The following is an 18,213-nucleotide window of genomic DNA, read 5'->3' on the forward strand; positions in this document are numbered from 1 at the left end:
AAAACTAACGATATGACTCCCTTTATAGCAGAAATTTTAGGTACAATGGTAATGATTTTATTAGGAAATGGCGTTGTAGCAAACGTCAACCTAAAAGGTACCAACGGAAACAGTTCAGGTTGGATTGTAATTACTACGGCGTGGGCATTTGCCGTTTTTGTAGGTGTAACTATTGCAGGACCAGTTAGCGGGGCACATTTAAACCCTGTAGTTACTCTTGGATTGGCACTTATAGGAAAGTTTAGCTGGAGCTTAGTTCCTACTTATATCCTTGGTGAAATGATTGGGGCAATGTTAGGTGCTTTTTTAGTGTGGTTATCACATAAAGACCATTTTGCCGCAACAGAAGATGAAGGCGCAAAACTCTCTTGTTTTTCTACAGGACCTGCGATCAAAAACAATTTTTCGAATTTGTTAAGTGAAGCAATTGCAACTTTCGTTTTGATTTTTTCAATATTCTACATTGCAGGACCTAGTTTACAAATTGCAGACAGTAATGCAACAATTGGTTTAGGAACTATAGGCGCACTTCCTGTTGCTATAGTAGTATGGGCAATTGGTCTCTCATTAGGAGGTACGACCGGATATGCCATAAACCCTGCAAGGGATTTAGGACCAAGAATCATGCATGCTATTTTACCTATAAAAGGAAGTAGTAACTGGGGATACGCCTGGATACCTATTGTAGGCCCAATAATAGGAGCTTCGTTGGCGGCTGCATTATACCTCACACTTAATTAACAACATCTTCTTTTAATCTAAGAATTTTATGAAAAATCTTTTTCTTTCTATGGTAATAATCATAGGACTAGCTGGCTATGCTCAGGAAACAACGCCTGAAAACGCTATAAGTAAAGAGCCAAGCCGATTAAATTTTAATGTTACTCTTGCAACCAGTCATCTCTGGAGAGGATTAATCATTAGCCCAAGCATGACTGCTATGGGAGATCTTCATTACACTTTTGACAAAAACCGAAACTTTTCGGTTGGGGTTTGGGGCGGTAACAGTTTTGATGGTAAATATACTGAGGTCGATTATTACGTTCAATACAAAAATAAAGGACTTACAATTGGTCTGTGGGATTTGTTCAATACAACAAATGTTGAGCATCCGGAAGTTTTTAATTATGATAAAAACACTACGACGCACCTTATTGATTTGAGAACTTCGTATCGCTTTCCTGAGGCATTTCCTTTACGAATTGAAGCTGATATTATTCTTTATGGAAATGATAAGGAATTACAACCTGATCTTGATTATAAAAACAGATACTCTACTTATGTAGAGTTAGGCTATCCGTTAATAAAAAATGAGCAGATCACATTAGATACATATATAGGTGCAGGATTTTCGCTTGACGGAAAATCAAATTTATATTCATCGAATACAGATCATAATTTTAATATTGTCAATGCAGGTTTTAAAGCTTCGAAGGATATTTCGATATTTCAATATAAACTTCCTGTTTTTGCAGGCATTATGTGGAATCCGGCTGAAAAATATACTCGCATGCAATTAGGTGTTTCATTATTCTAAAAACCGGAACAATTATTTCTTTATAAAACCCGACAACTCTTTATGACCTGTCGGGTTTCTTGTATACTGGATTCGCGTGAGGGATAGGAATAAACTGCCGAAGCAGTATGGATAGCCCGACAGCATCCCGATAAGAGGGCGTATATGCGCATAGTATTTTTGCCCTCTTATCGGGATGGTGGCACGTCCTGAATTTTAATTTTAGATTTCTGAGTTTAGATTTTAGATTTCTGAATTTATTTAAATATTTGGATGGTTAAGGATTTATCTCAGTTTAAACCTTTTACAAAGTTGAGTGTAACAACTTTATATTTTAGTTAATTATCAAATAAACAAAGTTTTAGATTAAAAAAATATCCTATTTTTATACTAATTATATAGAGTTTATCTACTTGTAATTTTACTCTATCCGAATTAACAAAAATTTAACATGACATTTGTATATACAACTATTAAAAGATATACATTTGTATATACAAATTATACACTTACGACTATGACAATTGAAGAGGTTATAAAAAGTACAGTTAAGATGGATAATGCGAAAAAAGTTATTCTGAATATCATGTACACGCAAAATGTGATTCAGGATCATTTCAACGAGTTGATAAAACCGTATGATCTATCCGGAGAGCAATATAATGTGTTACGTATATTAAGAGGACAAAAAGGAAATCCTGCTAATATGTGTGTAATACAGGAACGTATGCTGGCTAAAACAAGTAATACAACCCGACTAGTAGACAAATTATTACTAAAGGATTTTGTTACCAGAAATGTTTGCCCTGGCAATAGACGTAAAATTGAAGTTTTAATCACCCAAAAGGGATTAGATGTATTGAAAGAATTAGACCCGAAGGTAGATGAACATGAGCGTACATTTGCTGAGAATATAAGTCCTGAAGAATTAGAATTACTGAATAAATTATTAGAAAAATACCGAACCCAACAAAATTAATTTTATGAGCACATTATTAGACAATCTAAATTGGAGATATGCAACAAAGAAGTTTGATGCGACAAAAAAAATATCTTCAGAAGATTTAAATACTTTAAAAGAAGCTGTTAGACTGGCTGCTTCTTCATACGGATTACAACCTTATAAAGTTGTGATCGTAGAAAATCCTGAAATTAGAGAACAATTGAAAGCTGCTGCTTACGGGCAAACTCAAATTACAGATTCATCTCAGCTATTTATTTTTGCTAACGACTTAAATGCCGGAGCAGAATCTGTAGATGCTTACATCAAAAACATTAGCGAAACAAGAGGTGTTCCTGCTGAAGCTTTAGGCGGATTTGCAGATATGATGAATGGTGTGATTTCGAACTTATCACAAGATGCTAAAAATATCTGGACTGCAAAACAAACTTATATTGCTTTAGGAACATTATTGGCTGCTGCTGCTGAGTTGAAAATCGACGCAACTCCAATGGAAGGTTTTAATCCTGCTGCATTCAACGAAATCTTAGGTTTCGACAAATTAGGCTTAAACGCATCAGTAATTGCAACTGTTGGTTACAGACATACTGAAGATGACACGCAACATTACAAAAAAGTTAGAAAATCTCACGAAGAATTATTTATCACTATATAATTATTATTAATCCAAAATCAATTTTAAACAACATGAAAAATTTAAAAACAATTGCAATAGCATTATTCGTAGCAGCGGCTAGTATTTCAGTAAATGCTCAAACTAAAAAAATCGACGTAAAAGCATCTACTATCAAATGGGTAGGTAAAAAAGTAACTGGAGAACACTCTGGAACTGTAAACTTTAAAGACGGAGCTGTAGTATTTAAAGGAAAAAAATTAACTGGTGGTTCTTTCACTGTTGATATGACTTCATTAACTTCTACAGATTTAACTGGAGAATACCAAGGAAAATTGAATGGTCACTTGAAAGCTGACGATTTCTTTGGAACTGACAAATTCCCAACTGCAAAATTAGTTTTCAAAACTATTGGAGCTAAATCTACTGATGTTTACACAGTAACTGCTGATTTAACTATCAAAGGAATCACTAAACCTGTAACTTTTGACATCACTGTAGCCGGAAACACTGCTACAACAGCTTTCAAAGTTGACAGAACTAAATACGATATCAAATACAACTCTGGTAACTTCTTCCAAAACTTAGGAGACAAAACTATCAATGACGATTTTGAATTGACTGTAGCTTTAAAATTCTAATATTTTAAGATTCACACATAATTCTTATTATAAGAAAAACCCCAATGGTTCATAACTATTGGGGTTTCTTTTTACTTTCCTTTCAAAAACATAACATCCTTAATATTCGCATAACACTTTCGTAATAACATCTAATACTTTGATTAACATTGGGCTTCTACTTTTGGGCTAACTAAAAAAACAAACCTGGAAATCAAAATTATAGTTATGAAAGCAAAAATACATATTGCAATTATTACACTTCTAAGCTCTTTTTTTATACACGCACAACAACAAACTAAAGGAATCATTGGCAGCTCGAACTGGATGAGCAATTGGACAAATTTTAAACCAGCCAATATTAAATATAATGAAGCTACAAACATCATTGCAGGAACTATCGACAAGGATACAAAACTACTTAAACGAAATACATATCAGTTAGTTGGAGTTGTTTATGTAACCAAAAATGCTGTTTTAACCATAGAACCGGGAACTGTTATTCGCGGAGACGACAAAACCTGCGGGACTCTTGTAATAACCAATGGAGCAAAAATTATAGCCGAAGGTTTGGAAACTGATCCTATTGTTTTTACTTCAAACAAAGAAATTTCAGAAAGAAAACCTGGCGACTGGGGCGGAATTATTATTTTAGGGAAAGCACCCATAAATACCATTGGAGGCATACACACATTACCCTTTGATCTTGAACCAATGCTAAACCATTACGGAGGCCAGGATGCAGAAGATAATTCAGGAATTTTGAAATATGTTCGAATTGAATATTCAGGAAGAAAACTTAGCGCTGCAAAGGAACTAAACGGTCTTTCATTAGCCGGTGTGGGAAGAAAAACAGTTTTAAGTAATATTCAAATTAGTTTTTCGAATGATGATTCTTTCGAATGTTATGGCGGAGATTTGAATATGAATAATCTGGTTTCGTACAGAACTACAGATGACGATTTTGATTTTACACAAGGCGCTCAAATCAACATTAGTAACAGTATTGCAATTCGTCACCCTTTTTCATCTGATATTTCAGGTTCAAGATGCTTTGAAGTTGATTCTTATGACAAAATTGGAAATACGGATATGAGCAAAAAACTGACTAAAATAAATGCGAGCAACATTACTCTTGTAAATCTTGAAGAAAACAATCAGGGTCTTGTACGCGAATCTGTTTACGTGAGGGAAAACACTTTTTTTAATTTATCGAACAGTATTATTTCCGGTTTTTCTCCTTTTGTTTTACTTGAAGGAAATATTGGAAACGGAGATGTGAATTTAGCAAAAATCACATTCAAAAACTTAATAGTAAACAATTGTAATGGCGGAATTACAAGTGAAGCCGCAGGTGCAAATACATCACTTCAAAAATTTTACAGCAATCCAGATTTTGAAATAGGATATACAAAAGCTAAAAATAATGAATTGTTTACAATGCCAAATATCAAAGGAAATCCGGATTTTAGAATGAACCAAAACAATACAATTGCGATTGGAAATTAGTTCTTTAAAGTAATTTAAAACAGTAGAATTTAACAAATTTTAAAATTTAGAAAAGATTTTTTTGAAATTTTATGTATTCTAATCCAAATTACATTTATATCTTTGTCACATCAAAATAAAGAAATGAAAACATTAATGAACAATACTTGGTGGTGGAAGAATTTACGTCAAACGTCGTGAACGAAGCTTCCTATGGTACTGTAAAACTATAAATATAAAGGGCTTGTCATCACGACAAGCCCTTTTTTTTTGTCAAAACTCAAGTAAGAAAATATTAAAAATCAAAAACAACATACTTTGAAACCTTTTATACTCAACACACACTACAAACAAATTCTGGCAGATACGATCACACCGGTAAGTATTTATTTTAAAATAAGAGATAAATTCCCAAATAGTTTATTACTGGAAAGTAGTGATTATCACGGAAATGATAACAGTTTCTCCTACATCTGCTGCAACCCGATTGCAACGATTAAAATCGAAAATGAAATCATCTCAAAAACTTTTCCTGACGGAACAACAGAGCAAATTGCAATCGATGCTTCTACCAATATCCCTCAGGTAATTCAGGAATTTTCAAGTCAGTTTCAATCAGAAAAAAACGATTTTAAATTCATCAATAATGGTTTATTCGGATACATTTCTTACGATGCTGTTCGTTATTTCGAGAAGGTTTCGATTGCAAAAAAAGATACGGCAACTTTAATTCCGGATGTCTTTTATGCGGTTTACCAAAATATTATCGCGATCAATCACTTCAAAAACGAAGCGTATATTTTCTGCCACAGCGTAGAAGGAAAAAATAATATCTCAGAAATCGAACAATTATTACAATCCAGAAATATTGCATCATACAAATTCTCTAAAGAAGGTGAAGGTTTCTCTAACTTAACCGATGAGGAATTTAAGCATAATGTGGCTTTAGCCAAAAAGCATTGTTTCCGTGGAGATGTTTTTCAATTAGTACTTTCTCGCCGTTTTACACAAGGCTTTAAAGGTGATGAATTTAATGTTTACAGAGCTTTAAGAAGCATCAACCCATCTCCTTATTTATTCTTTTTTGATTATGGAGATTTCAAAATATTTGGGTCTTCGCCCGAAGCACAAATTATCGTAAAAAACAGAAAAGCCGAAATTCATCCCATCGCCGGAACTTTTAAAAGAACCGGAAATGACGAACGCGATGCGGTTTTAGCCAAACAACTTTCTGAAGATAAAAAAGAAAATAGTGAACACGTAATGTTAGTCGATTTAGCCAGAAATGATTTAAGCCGAAATGGTCATGATGTAAACGTAGAAAAATATAGAGAAGTTCAGTTTTTCTCGCATGTAATTCACCTGGTTTCTAAAGTTACAGGTCATTTACATGAAAAAGCTACCACAATGCAAGTAGTTGCAGATACTTTCCCAGCAGGAACGTTAAGCGGCGCACCAAAACACAGAGCGATGCAATTGATTGAAGATTACGAAAAAACGAATCGTAATTTTTACGGAGGGGCAATTGGTTTCATGGATTTTGAAGGCAACTTTAATCACGCAATTATGATTCGAACTTTCCTGAGTAAAAATCACCAATTACATTGTCAGGCCGGAGCCGGAATCGTAGCGAGTTCTGACGAAGAAAGTGAAATGCAGGAAGTTTATAATAAATTAAGAGCATTGAATACAGCGCTGGAAATGGCCGAGAAAATATAGTAATCAGTGTTCAGCTTCTTAGTATTCAGTCGTAGGGAAAGAACAAAGCATGATTAGCAATATGTCTCCCGAGGTTGAAACCTCGGGCAATGTTTGAAAAGCAAATATATAAAGGAATGCCATATAAACATAGCCAACGGTTTCAACCGTTGGGACAAAGATTGGTAGAACCTGAAACAAACCATAAAAACATAAACCAAAAAATTATGAAAAATATAATTCCCTTTTTGATTGCAATTTTATTATTCGCTTCATGTGAAACAAAGAAAGAATCAAACGTACTTCCGTTAACAGGAACCTGGCGTTTGATATCAGCAGAAACTACTGAGAAAGATTCAACTTTCTCGACTTTCAATTCAAAAACTAAAATGATTAAAATTATAAATGATACTCATTTTGCCTTTTTCAATCATGATTTAAACAATGGTAAAGATTCGACAAATGCAGTATTCTTTGGAGGAGGCGGAAAATATACTTTGAAAGACAGTATTTATACTGAAAATCTGGAATATTTCAACAACCGTCAGTGGGAAAATGGAAAATTTGAGTTTGTAGTGAAAATCAAAAATGACACATTAACTCAAAAAGGGGTCGAAAAAGTAGAAAAATTAGGAATCGATCGAATCATTACAGAAAAATACGTTCGAGAAAAATAAAAATTAGTTTTCAGTCTCAGTTTACAGTCTCAGTTTGAGGACTTAGTAACTCAGATTCTTAGCAACTTAGCAACTCAAAAAAAATGAAAAAAATATTAGTTATAGACAATTACGATAGTTTCACTTATAATTTAGTGCACTATTTGGAAGATTTAAACTGCGAAGTTACCGTATACAGAAATGACGAATTCGAAATTGACGAAATAGCTTCGTTCGATAAAATATTACTTTCTCCAGGTCCTGGAATCCCGGATGAAGCAGGATTATTAAAAGCGGTGATTGCAAAATATGCACCAACAAAAAGTATTCTTGGCGTTTGTTTAGGTCAACAAGCGATTGGAGAAGTTTTTGGCGGAACACTTTCGAATCTTGACAAAGTGTACCACGGTGTTGCAACGAATGTAAAAACAGTAGTTTCCGATGAAATTTTGTTTGAAGGTTTAGGCAATGAATTCGAAGTGGGACGTTATCACTCCTGGGTTGTAGACGCTAATTTACCAGACGCTCTTGAAGCTACTTCAATAGACGAAAACGGACAAATTATGTCTTTAAGACATAAAACTTTTGACGTAAGAGGTGTTCAGTTTCATCCGGAAAGCGTTTTAACTCCAAAAGGAAAATTGATTTTAGAAAACTGGATTAATAGTTAGTATTCAGTATCAGTCACAGTTTACAGTTTCAAAAAACTTAGAACCTTAGTCCCTTAGCAACTTAGAACCTTAAAAAATGGAAATAACTATTTCAGCAACCAAAGAAATCAATATCGAAGATATACTGATTTTATATAAAGCAAACGAATGGAGTTCGGCTAATAAACCAAACGAATTATACAATGCTCTTACCAATTCAGAAACTTTAATTACGGCTTGGGAAGGAAAAAAATTAGTCGGACTGGGGAATGCGATTTCTGATGGATTTTTAACGGTTTATTATCCGCATTTATTAGTACTTCCGGAATATCAGGGAAAAGGAATTGGAAAATTGATTATGGATAAAATGCAGGAGAAATACAGTCACTTTCACATGCAAATGTTAACCGCCGACGGAAGATCAGTTGATTTCTACAAGAAAAATGGATTTGAAAGAGCCGGAAAAACAGAACCCATGTGGATTTATCAGGGGAATGAACATTAACAGTTATCAGTCTCAGTCACAGTTTACAGTTTACAGTTTACAGTCTCAGTAAAAAAACTTAGCATCTCAGTACCTTAGCAACTTAGAACCTTAAAAAAGAATGAAAAATATATTAAATAAATTAATCAACCACGAAGTCCTTTCAAAAGAAGAGGCAAAAAACGTATTGATTAATATCTCAAGCGGTCAATACAATCCGAGCCAGATTTCGGCATTTTTGACCGTATTTATGATGCGAAGCATTACAATCGATGAACTTTCGGGATTTCGTGAAGCTTTATTAGAGTTATGCGTTCGTGTTGATTTATCAGCTTACAACACCATCGATTTATGTGGAACGGGTGGTGACGGAAAAGATACTTTCAACATCTCGACTTTAGCTTCATTCATATCCGCCGGAGCGGGAATAAAAGTAGCCAAACACGGAAATTACGGAGTTTCTTCGATTTCAGGATCAAGCAACGTGATGGAAAAAATGGGAATTAAATTCAGTAATGACGCTTCGTTTTTAGAAAAATGTATTGACAAAGCCGGAATCTGTGTTTTACACGCTCCCCTATTTCACCCGGCAATGAAAAATGTTGGACCAATCAGAAAAGAATTAGCGGTAAAAACATTCTTTAATATGTTGGGGCCAATGGTAAATCCATCATTCCCACAGAATCAATTGGTTGGTGTTTTCAATCTTGAATTAGCCAGAATGTATGCTTATTTATATCAAAATACCGATATCAATTTTACCATTTTACATTCGCTTGACGGATATGACGAAATCTCTTTAACCGGTCCAACCAAAACGATAACATCACATATGGAAGGCATGCTAAAACCGGAAGATTTTGGCGTTAGACTTTTATTGCAAAGTGAAATCGAAGGCGGAAAAACCATCGAAGAATCGGCTGAAATGTTTACCAATATCATTTCAGGAAAGGGAACCGAAGCACAGAATAATGTGGTTTTAGCCAATGCTGCAATGGCAATCGCAACGGTTACAAAGTGTTCTCCAATAGAAGGTTTTGAATTAGCCAAAGAAAGTCTTTTCTCCGGAAAAGGGCTAAAAGCACTGACAACTTTACAAGATTTAAGTAAATAAAAAACAAACACAAATTTCACGAATTTGCACTAATTAACTTAGCTTCTTTGTGACTTTGTGGTAAAACAACAGCCATGAATATTTTAGATAAAATAATATTTGATAAACAAAGAGAAGTCGTTCTAAAAAAATCGATTATTCCGGTTTCGCAATTGGAAAGTTCTGTATTTTTTGGAAGAGAAACGATTTCTTTAAGTCAAAAACTAAGAACAAGTTCTACGGGAATTATTGCAGAACACAAACGTCGTTCTCCATCAAAATCTGTAATCAATCACAGTTTTACAGTTGAAGAAGTAGTAAAAGGTTATGAAAATGCAGGCGCTTGCGGTATTTCGGTTTTAACAGACGGAAAATATTTCGGCGGTTCTCTTGACGATTTACTTTTGGCCAGAGCGAGCGTTAATATTCCGCTTTTGCGAAAAGAATTTATTGTCGATGAATACCAAATTTTGGAAGCAAAAGCTTTTGGTACCGATTTAATTTTATTGATCGCAGCAGTTTTAACGCGCGAAGAAATAAAATCATTATCAGAATTTGCCAAGAAATTAGGTTTAGAAGTTTTACTTGAAGTTCACAATCAGGAAGAGTTAGAAAAATCGATTATGCCGAGTCTAGACATGATTGGTGTGAATAACAGAAACTTAAAAACATTTGAAGTAAGCTTAGATTTCAGCAAACAATTGGCATCGCAAATTCCAAATGATTTTGTGAAAGTTTCCGAAAGCGGCATTTCATCTATCGAAGCGATTTCAGAACTTAGACCTTACGGTTACAACGGATTTTTAATTGGAGAAAACTTCATGAAAACCGACAACGCAGGAGAAGCAGCAACTGAGTTTATAAACAAATTGTAAAACAGCAACTATGACTATAACAAAATTTATAGGTTTTATGTTTTTAATCTTAATTTCTTTTAATGGTATATCACAAACAAAGGAAAATACACCCATTAAATTTGATAAAAAGTCCAAAGAGTATAAAGTTACTATAAACAAAGAAGTTCTTGAAAAATATTCATTTAATTTAGATTACCCAGCTGTTACTTTGAGTTTAAGACAAAATGCATTCATTTATTCTTTAAATAGTAGGCCATATGAAAAAGCAGAAAATTTCAACCAAGAAAGTAAAAATGCTGATTTATGGATTGAACCCAAAGATCCGGAAATCAACTCTTTTCCTGAAGAAACCTCTCAGCTAAAATTAGTAAATCAAAAATGGGATTTTAATTATCTAGAAAACATTAAAGATTTTACTTTTAATGAATATTCAATTCAAAGAAAAAACATAAAAACCGGAATTATTTTTCTAATAAAAACGACAGAAGGCAAAATATTCAAAGTTAGAATTGATTCTTTTAACATAGACAAAGAAGAAATCAGTTTAACTTATAAATTGCTGGAATAAAAAATAAGCAAGTACAATGAAACTCAAAATATGCGGTATGAAATATCCAGATAATATCCTCGAAGTAGGTGCACTCCTACCCGATTATATGGGATTTATTTTCTGGGAAAAGTCCGCACGATATTTTAACGGAGAAATTCCGGAATTAATCAAAACAATAAAAAAAGTCGGTGTTTTTGTCGATCAAACTCACGACGAAATTCTTGGAAAAGTAGCCAAATACAATTTACAAGCCGTTCAGTTACACGGAAATGAATCGGTTGAATTTTTATCAGAATTAAAAAAACAATTACCAAAGAAAATCGAAATCATCAAAGTATTTTCGGCAGATGAAAATTTTGATTTCGAAATTATAAAACCTTTCGAAGCCGTTTGTGATTACTTTATGTTTGACACAAAAGGGAAATTACCAGGCGGAAACGGAACCACTTTTGACTGGACTATATTAAAAAAATACACTTCGAAAAAGCCCTTCTTTTTAAGCGGCGGCATCGGAATAAATGAATTAAAAGCGATCGAAGAAATTTCAAAAACAAATCTTCCTATTTATGCAGTCGATATAAATAGTAAATTTGAAATCGAACCGGGACTTAAAAACAAAAATCTATTTAGCAATTTCAAACGAAAATTTGATGTTGCCAACTTTTAAAATTGGACTAAAATGAATTTTAACGTTAACGAAAAAGGATATTACGGAGAATTTGGAGGAGCTTATATTCCTGAAATGCTGTATCCTAATGTAGAAGAATTACGCCAGAATTACTTAAAAATTACCAGCGAACCAGATTTTAAAGCAGAATTTGATCAATTGCTAAAAGATTACGTAGGACGCCCTAGTCCGCTTTACTTTGCCAAGCGTTTATCTGAAAAATACAATACTAAAGTTTATCTTAAAAGAGAAGATTTAAATCATACCGGAGCACATAAAGTAAATAATACCATTGGGCAAATTTTGGTGGCAAAACGTTTAGGAAAAAAACGTATTATTGCCGAAACCGGAGCGGGTCAACACGGTGTTGCAACAGCAACAGTTTGCGCATTAATGGGATTGCAATGTATCGTTTATATGGGCGAAATCGACATTGCGCGCCAGGCTCCAAACGTAGCCCGTATGAAAATGTTAGGCGCTGAGGTTCGTCCTGCTCTTTCGGGTTCAAGAACTTTAAAAGATGCTACAAACGAAGCGATTCGCGACTGGATTAACAATCCGGTTGACACGCATTATATTATCGGATCTGCTATTGGACCACATCCATATCCGGATATGGTGACACGTTTTCAAAGTGTGATTTCCGAAGAAATAAAATGGCAGTTAAAAGAAAAAGAAGGACGCGAAAATCCTGATTATGTTGTCGCTTGTATTGGTGGCGGAAGTAATGCTGCCGGAACATATTATCACTTTTTACATGAGCCGGAAGTTGGCATTATTGCCGTTGAAGCTGCCGGAAAAGGAGTTGATAGCGGTCATAGCGCAGCAACAAGTAAATTAGGAAAAGTGGGCGTGATTCACGGCTGTAAAACCCTTTTGATGCAAACCCCAGACGGACAAATTACGGAGCCGTATTCGATTTCTGCAGGTTTAGATTATCCAGGAGTTGGCCCAATGCACGCGCATTTGGCACAAACCGGACGCGGAGAATTTTTCTCTGTTACCGATGATGATGCTATGAATGCAGGTTTACAATTAACAAAATTAGAAGGAATAATTCCGGCGATTGAGAGTGCGCATGCTTTTGCCGTTTTAGATCAAAAGAAATTTAAACCTACGGATATTGTAGTCATCAGTCTTTCTGGCCGTGGCGATAAAGATTTAGACAATTATATCGATTATTTTAAGTTGTAATATAAGATTAATTTGGGCGTTTCCTCCGGCCGGGCTATCCGCTAAATTCCCGATTAACAAAAACTACGGCTAAAAAGCCTTGTTTTTCTAAATCGGGAGATACCGCTCCTATCCCTAACGCAAAAAACAATAAACGAGAAAAATAGTAATTATGACAAAGTTATTCTCATACGGAACATTAAGATCGAAACAAATTCAGATGCAGCTTTTTAATAAAGTATTAAATGGCACTAAAGATCAGCTTTTGGGTCACAAGCTAAAAAGTCTTCAAATAGAAGAAGAATTTGGAATGGCAGATTATGTCGTGGCCGTACCAACAGAAGATGCTTCAGATCCCATACACGGCGTGGCTTTTAATATTTCGGCTTCGGATTTAGCTAAAGTAGATATATTCGAATCTAATGCTTACAAAAGAGTTCAGGTCACGTTGAAGTCCGGAACAGCTGCCTGGGTTTATATAGAAAATAAATAAAATTCGATATGATTTTAGCAGCAGCACAAACAAAACCAATAAGAGGAGATATTGACGCTAATTTATTAGATCATTATCGTCTTATCGATTTGGCTGCGGAAAACGGAGCACAATTAATCGCATTTCCTGAATTATCAATTACAGGTTATGAAAGAGAACATGCTCAAAAACTGGCTTTCAAAAAAGACGATTCCCGATTGGATCATTTAAAAAAACAGGCTGTTGAAAATAATATTATTATTGTTGCAGGCGCGCCAATTCAGGTAGAATCTCAATTATTTATAGGAGAATTTGTTATTTCTCCGGATAATTCGGTTGCGGTTTATACGAAACAGTTTTTGCATGAAGGCGAAGAGGAGTTTTTCTCTCCTTCTTTCGGTTATAATCCGATGATTACAATTGAGAATCAAAAGATTTCGTTTGCCATTTGTGCTGATATTGATAATCCGCTGCATCCTGAAAATGCTTGTAAAAGAGCAACTAATATTTATATCGCCAGTATTTTCTTTACACCAAACGGGATTCCGAATGCGTATCGCGATTTACAGCATTACGCTCAAAAACATAAAATGAATATTTTGATGGCTAATTTTAGTGGAGAATCCTGGGGTTATTCTTCTGGCGGAAAAAGTGCTTTTTGGAATAATAAAGGAGAATTGATTGGGCAAATGAATGATTCAGATTCAGGATTATTATTGGTAGAAAATCAAAATGATAACTGGACGAGCAAAGTTGTGAAGATTTAAAAAAAATAGAATGCCACAGATTAAAAAGTTTTTTGTTTCACGCAGATTTTGCAGATTTGAGCAGATTTAAATTTAATTAAAAAGATCTGCGCAAATCAGCTTAAATCTTTTTAAAATCTGCGTGAAATAAATTTTAAGCAGTAATCAGTAAAAGTTTTTTGTCCCTTTAACTATCGGGAGTGGCGAAAAAATAACTTAATAATACCTAACAGGTTATGGAAACCTCTTAGGAGAAAAAACATAAACGAAATGAACAGAATAACTCAAAAATTACAAGAAGATAAAAAGATACTTTCTATTTATTTTTCAGCTGGATATCCTAATTTAAATGATACCGTTCAGATTATTCAGGATTTAGAAAAAAATGGCGTTGACTTAATCGAAATTGGTTTGCCTTTTAGTGATCCTTTGGCTGATGGACCAACGATTCAGGCGAGTTCTACAACCGCGCTTCATAACGGGATGACGACTCAAATTCTTTTTGATCAGCTACAGCACATCCGCGAAAGCGTAAAAATTCCGTTGATTATTATGGGCTATTTTAATCCGATGTTACAATACGGAGTTGAGGCTTTTTGTAAAAAATGTGCCGAAATAGGTATTGATGGATTAATTATTCCTGATTTACCGGTGGATGTTTACGCAGATGAATACAAAGCGATTTTCGAAAAATATGGTTTAATTAATGTATTTCTGATTACGCCACAAACTTCTGACGAACGTATTCGTTTTATCGACAGCGTTTCAAACGGATTTATTTATATGGTAAGTTCTGCAAGTGTAACAGGATCTCAATCAGGTTTTGGAAACGTACAGGAAGATTATTTCGAAAGAATTTCAAATATGAACCTTAAAAACCCACAAATTATTGGTTTCGGAATTTCGAATAAAGAAACTTTTAATCAGGCTACTAAATTTGCAAAAGGTGCAATTATTGGAAGCGCTTTTATAAAACATTTGAGTGAGAATGGTTCTGGTAAAATTGAGGAATTTGTTGGTGAGATTCGATAAAAATCTATTTTTAATTTATAAAGAATACATCATTATTGTCACTATAAACCCGACAGGTTTTAAAACCTGTCGGGTTTACTTTTAGAAACGGAGTTACTATGTGATTTCTCCTCCATCGAAATAACAATATTGAGTCAATACAAGCCTAAAATAATATTAGAAGTAATATACTTCAGCCTTTTTATTTATATAAAACTCTAAAAGTTAACTATATTCTAAAAGTTAAAAACACATTGTAAATAGCAGCCAATTAATAACGTTTACAATTATTTTGTACATTTGAATAAAATCAATTATCATGGATTTAGAAGCCCGCAAAATATCTTTCGTTCAGGAATTTCTAAGACTTCAAAGCGAAGAAATAGTTATTCATCTCGAAAACTTACTTCATAAACAAAAAGTTGAACTTTTAGATCAGGAAATGAAATCAATGAATATTGAACAATTTAATAAAGAAATTGATCAATCTTTAGATGACGCCAAAAATGCAAGAATTATATCTGCAAAAGATTTAAAATCTAAAATTCAAAAATGGGGTTAACTGTCTATTGGACTCAATTTGCAGAAAATAAACTTGAAGACATTTTTGAGTATTACAAATTTAAAGCCGGAAGCAGATTTGCTCAAACTCTTGTAAATGGTATAATTGACGTATCCCTATCTTTAGAAATAAACGCTTATGGCGGACAAAAAGAAGAACTTTTATCTGAAAGAATAGAAGATTTTAGATATTTAGTTTTTAAAAATTACAAAATTATTTATTGGATTGATGAAGTAAAACACATAGTATTTATCTCTAATATCTTTGACACAAGGCAAAATCCTCAGTTGCTTTCACTAGGAAAATAAGTAGTTCGCATATAATCTTTAAGCAAAAAAAAGACATAAAACCACTACAAGGTTTTCTGTTAATATTATGTTAAAATAAAATTAAACGACTGTTTAATTTAAACGCTTGTTTAATTTTGTACCCGATTAGAAACAATACCATGTCAAACTTCGAATTAAACGATAAAAAAATTCAAATTCTTGAGGTTGCTGAAAAGCTATTCTCTGAAAAAGGATTCGAAGGAACTTCTATACGAGACATCTCAAAACATGCAAAAATAAATATTGCAATGGTTTCGTATTATTTTGGTTCTAAAGAAAGACTGCTTGAAGCGTTAATTATCTACAAAACTTCTGATTTAAAATTACAACTCGAAAATTTATTACAGGAAAATCTCGAACCTATTGAAAAAGTCAATAAATTAATCGAAATTTACATTAACAGAATAAGTTGTAACAAGGGGATTTTCAGAGTGTTGCATTTTGAAATCAACGCAAAAAAAAGAGAGAAAAGTTTTATTGCTTTTACAGAATTAAAAAAAGGAAATCTAAAATCTGTTGAGAGTATTATTGCTCAGGGTCAGGCCAAAGGAGTTTTCAGGAAAGATGTTATCATTCCGCTTATTACGCCTACCATTATTGGAACCTTTTTTCACTTTCATATGAACAAACCTTTCTTCGAAGATTTACTGAATTTAAAAACAGAAGCAATGTATAATGATTACATTAAAACCAGTCTTACAAAGCACATTCAACAAACTATAAAAGCTCTACTTGTTTATGAAAATTAATCAATTAATGCTCTTTGGTATTTTCTTTATCGGAATTTCATCAATAGAAGCACAAGAAAAAACAAGTTTAACCTTAGACGAAGCCGTGAAGTTGGCTTGGGAAAAAAGTAACGAAGTTACTCTTGCCAGTACTAAGGTAAACACAAAAAAGTACGAATTACAAGAAGTTAAAAACAATCAGTATCCGGATATTAAAGTTTCGGGACAATACCAACGCCTTACAAAAGCGTCGATTGATATGCCAAATCAGGGCGAAAATGCCTCTTTAGCATCGCCTGACAGAGCAATGATTGGAATGGCAAATCTAAGCTTACCTCTTTTTGCAGGATTTAAAATTCAAAATAGCATTAATGCATCTGATAATTTATATGAAGCTGAAAATGCAAATGCTGCCAAAACAAAAGAAGATGTTGCTTTAAGAGTTATTACTTATTATACAGCTCTTTACAAAGCGCAAAAAACTTTGGATGTTTTAAATGAAAATCAAAAAAGCGCCAAACAGCGTGTGACTGATTTTATAGAATTAGAGAAAAACGGAATCATCCCAAGAAATGATTTATTGAAGTCGCAATTACTAGTTTCAAAAACGCAATTATCTATTGATGAAGCTACTAACAACCTTAATAACATCAACTTTTATCTGACTACTTTATTGAAGCTGGATCCGGGTACAAAACTTCAGGTTAATGAAGCTGATTTCTTTAATTTAAAAACTAATAATGCACCAACATCTGATGTTTTAGCATTGGAAAACAGAAAAGATTTAGAAGCTATTCGTTTTCAACAAAAAGCTTCTGAAGCCAATATTAAAGTGGCAAAAGCAGCTTACTATCCTACACTAGCATTACTTGGTGGTTATACTGCTTTGGATCTTAAAGATATTATTACTGTAAAATATGCTATGAATTTTGGTCTGGGTTTAACTTATGATATCTCTGGAATTTACAAAAACAGCGCTCACGTAAGAGAAGCTGAAAGCAGAGCTTTGGAAGTTAAAAATACAGAAGCTGTAATGACAGATCGTATTAAAGTTGAAGTTCAAAAATCTATTGAAGATTATGACCTGGCTATTAATCAAAGTGTAGTTTATGACGAAGCGCTTCAACAGGCATCTGAAAATTACAGACTTGTAAAAGATAAGTTCGACAATGGTTTAGCTGATACCAATGATTTGGTTGAAGCCGATGTTGAACAATTAAGCGCTAAGATCAATACAGCTGTATCTAAGGCAACAATTATTCAAAAATATTACGAATTACTTTCAGTATCAGGACAATTATCACAATCATTCAATCTTTCTAAAATATAATCGATAGCT

General features: G+C 33.6%; 22 protein-coding genes. All 22 read left to right on the forward strand.

The window, feature by feature from the left end; translation table 11 throughout:
* Nucleotides 1-12 precede the first annotated feature (12 nt).
* The 22 genes from LNP81_RS26275 (at nucleotide 13) to LNP81_RS26380 (ending at nucleotide 18,204) form a co-directional block, all read left to right on the forward strand.
* Nucleotides 13-741, forward strand: coding sequence for an MIP/aquaporin family protein (locus tag LNP81_RS26275; protein WP_230040522.1), 729 nt, complete (start codon nucleotides 13-15; stop codon nucleotides 739-741).
* Nucleotides 742-769: 28 nt separating this feature from the next.
* Nucleotides 770-1,537: a hypothetical protein gene (locus LNP81_RS26280; RefSeq protein ID WP_230040524.1), complete on the forward strand. Its 768-nt coding sequence runs from the start codon at nucleotides 770-772 to the stop codon at nucleotides 1,535-1,537.
* 496 nt (nucleotides 1,538-2,033) lie between these two features.
* On the forward strand, nucleotides 2,034-2,495 hold the full coding sequence (locus LNP81_RS26285) for a MarR family winged helix-turn-helix transcriptional regulator (protein ID WP_230040957.1): 462 nt from the start codon (nucleotides 2,034-2,036) through the stop codon (nucleotides 2,493-2,495).
* A gap of 4 nt (nucleotides 2,496-2,499) precedes the next feature.
* Nucleotides 2,500-3,132: an NAD(P)H-dependent oxidoreductase gene (locus tag LNP81_RS26290; protein WP_230040526.1), complete on the forward strand. Its 633-nt coding sequence runs from the start codon at nucleotides 2,500-2,502 to the stop codon at nucleotides 3,130-3,132.
* Nucleotides 3,133-3,164: 32 nt separating this feature from the next.
* On the forward strand, nucleotides 3,165-3,731 hold the full coding sequence (locus LNP81_RS26295; protein ID WP_173969880.1) for a YceI family protein: 567 nt from the start codon (nucleotides 3,165-3,167) through the stop codon (nucleotides 3,729-3,731).
* A 207-nt stretch (nucleotides 3,732-3,938) separates the two neighbouring features.
* Nucleotides 3,939-5,219, forward strand: a complete 1,281-nt coding sequence (locus LNP81_RS26300; RefSeq protein WP_230040528.1) for a hypothetical protein — start codon at nucleotides 3,939-3,941, stop codon at nucleotides 5,217-5,219.
* 297 nt (nucleotides 5,220-5,516) lie between these two features.
* A complete protein-coding gene (locus tag LNP81_RS26305; protein WP_230040530.1) occupies nucleotides 5,517-6,917 on the forward strand; it encodes an anthranilate synthase component I family protein in 1,401 nt (466 codons plus the stop codon).
* A gap of 206 nt (nucleotides 6,918-7,123) precedes the next feature.
* Nucleotides 7,124-7,573 carry a hypothetical protein gene (locus LNP81_RS26310; protein WP_230040532.1) on the forward strand — a complete coding sequence of 150 codons (450 nt, stop codon included), beginning with the start codon at nucleotides 7,124-7,126 and terminating at the stop codon, nucleotides 7,571-7,573.
* A gap of 83 nt (nucleotides 7,574-7,656) precedes the next feature.
* Entirely contained in the window at nucleotides 7,657-8,223 is a 567-nt protein-coding gene (locus LNP81_RS26315; protein WP_230040534.1) for an anthranilate synthase component II, read from the forward strand.
* A gap of 76 nt (nucleotides 8,224-8,299) precedes the next feature.
* Nucleotides 8,300-8,707 carry a GNAT family N-acetyltransferase gene (locus LNP81_RS26320; RefSeq protein WP_230040537.1) on the forward strand — a complete coding sequence of 136 codons (408 nt, stop codon included), beginning with the start codon at nucleotides 8,300-8,302 and terminating at the stop codon, nucleotides 8,705-8,707.
* A gap of 100 nt (nucleotides 8,708-8,807) precedes the next feature.
* Entirely contained in the window at nucleotides 8,808-9,800 is a 993-nt protein-coding gene (trpD, locus tag LNP81_RS26325) for an anthranilate phosphoribosyltransferase (protein WP_230040539.1), read from the forward strand.
* Between the two features lie 74 nt (nucleotides 9,801-9,874).
* Nucleotides 9,875-10,654, forward strand: coding sequence for an indole-3-glycerol phosphate synthase TrpC (trpC, locus tag LNP81_RS26330; RefSeq protein ID WP_230040541.1), 780 nt, complete (start codon nucleotides 9,875-9,877; stop codon nucleotides 10,652-10,654).
* A gap of 10 nt (nucleotides 10,655-10,664) precedes the next feature.
* Nucleotides 10,665-11,204: a hypothetical protein gene (locus tag LNP81_RS26335; protein WP_230040543.1), complete on the forward strand. Its 540-nt coding sequence runs from the start codon at nucleotides 10,665-10,667 to the stop codon at nucleotides 11,202-11,204.
* Between the two features lie 16 nt (nucleotides 11,205-11,220).
* Nucleotides 11,221-11,853, forward strand: a complete 633-nt coding sequence (locus LNP81_RS26340) for a phosphoribosylanthranilate isomerase (RefSeq protein WP_487318663.1) — start codon at nucleotides 11,221-11,223, stop codon at nucleotides 11,851-11,853.
* 12 nt (nucleotides 11,854-11,865) lie between these two features.
* Entirely contained in the window at nucleotides 11,866-13,047 is a 1,182-nt protein-coding gene (gene trpB, locus LNP81_RS26345) for a tryptophan synthase subunit beta (protein WP_073395348.1), read from the forward strand.
* Nucleotides 13,048-13,198: 151 nt separating this feature from the next.
* Nucleotides 13,199-13,519, forward strand: a complete 321-nt coding sequence (locus LNP81_RS26350; protein WP_065451408.1) for a gamma-glutamylcyclotransferase family protein — start codon at nucleotides 13,199-13,201, stop codon at nucleotides 13,517-13,519.
* An 8-nt stretch (nucleotides 13,520-13,527) separates the two neighbouring features.
* Entirely contained in the window at nucleotides 13,528-14,265 is a 738-nt protein-coding gene (locus LNP81_RS26355) for a carbon-nitrogen hydrolase family protein (RefSeq protein ID WP_230040547.1), read from the forward strand.
* Between the two features lie 249 nt (nucleotides 14,266-14,514).
* On the forward strand, nucleotides 14,515-15,276 hold the full coding sequence (trpA, locus tag LNP81_RS26360; protein ID WP_230040549.1) for a tryptophan synthase subunit alpha: 762 nt from the start codon (nucleotides 14,515-14,517) through the stop codon (nucleotides 15,274-15,276).
* Between the two features lie 298 nt (nucleotides 15,277-15,574).
* The gene (locus LNP81_RS26365; RefSeq protein WP_072963719.1) at nucleotides 15,575-15,817 is read left to right on the forward strand and encodes a hypothetical protein; all 243 of its coding nucleotides are present in this window, start codon (nucleotides 15,575-15,577) and stop codon (nucleotides 15,815-15,817) included.
* Nucleotides 15,808-16,125, forward strand: a complete 318-nt coding sequence (locus tag LNP81_RS26370; RefSeq protein WP_230040551.1) for a type II toxin-antitoxin system RelE/ParE family toxin — start codon at nucleotides 15,808-15,810, stop codon at nucleotides 16,123-16,125. Before LNP81_RS26365 ends, LNP81_RS26370 begins: the two co-directional genes overlap by 10 nt.
* A gap of 140 nt (nucleotides 16,126-16,265) precedes the next feature.
* The gene (locus LNP81_RS26375) at nucleotides 16,266-16,895 is read left to right on the forward strand and encodes a TetR/AcrR family transcriptional regulator (protein WP_230040553.1); all 630 of its coding nucleotides are present in this window, start codon (nucleotides 16,266-16,268) and stop codon (nucleotides 16,893-16,895) included.
* A complete protein-coding gene (locus tag LNP81_RS26380) occupies nucleotides 16,885-18,204 on the forward strand; it encodes a TolC family protein (protein WP_230040556.1) in 1,320 nt (439 codons plus the stop codon). The genes LNP81_RS26375 and LNP81_RS26380 overlap by 11 nt, the downstream gene beginning before the upstream one ends.
* The last annotated feature ends 9 nt before the right edge of the window (nucleotides 18,205-18,213 follow it).

Source organism: Flavobacterium piscisymbiosum, from assembly GCF_020905295.1.
In the GTDB taxonomy this organism is placed as follows: Bacteria; Bacteroidota; Bacteroidia; order Flavobacteriales; family Flavobacteriaceae; genus Flavobacterium; species Flavobacterium piscisymbiosum.